Source organism: Acidovorax sp. Root219 (genome assembly GCF_001428665.1).
GTDB lineage: Bacteria > Pseudomonadota > Gammaproteobacteria > Burkholderiales > Burkholderiaceae_C > Acidovorax.
Genome location: NZ_LMIJ01000034.1, coordinates 1 through 349, shown reverse-complemented (window position 1 = coordinate 349; position 349 = coordinate 1). Strand labels below are relative to the sequence as shown.

Below are 349 nucleotides of genomic sequence, written 5' to 3'. Positions count from 1 at the left end.
CGTGCGCGTGGATGCCGTGCGGGATGTGACCGTGACCGGTGATGCAGGCAACAACACCATCACGCCGACGCTGGGCCTGGCCCGGTATGTGGATGGGGGTGCAGGCATCGACACAGTCGTCATCCCGGCAACCCTCTCACAGACCTATGTGCAATCCCAGAACAATGGCAGCTTCACCTTGCAACGCCTGACGGATGGGGCGATGCTGGATGTGACGCGGGTGGAGCGGGTCACGTTCAATGACACCAGGCTGGCCTTGGACCTGAACGGCCATGCGGGCGAAGCGGCCAAGCTGCTGGGTGCCCTGGGCGGGCCGGCTTTGCTGGCCAACAAGGGCGTGGTGGGCGAG

Annotated in this window: 1 pseudogene; it reads left to right on the top strand. The window is 65.0% G+C overall.

The features are described 5' to 3' along the window. Positions 1-349, top strand: a pseudogene (locus ASE28_RS26785) (hypothetical protein); the annotation flags it as partial.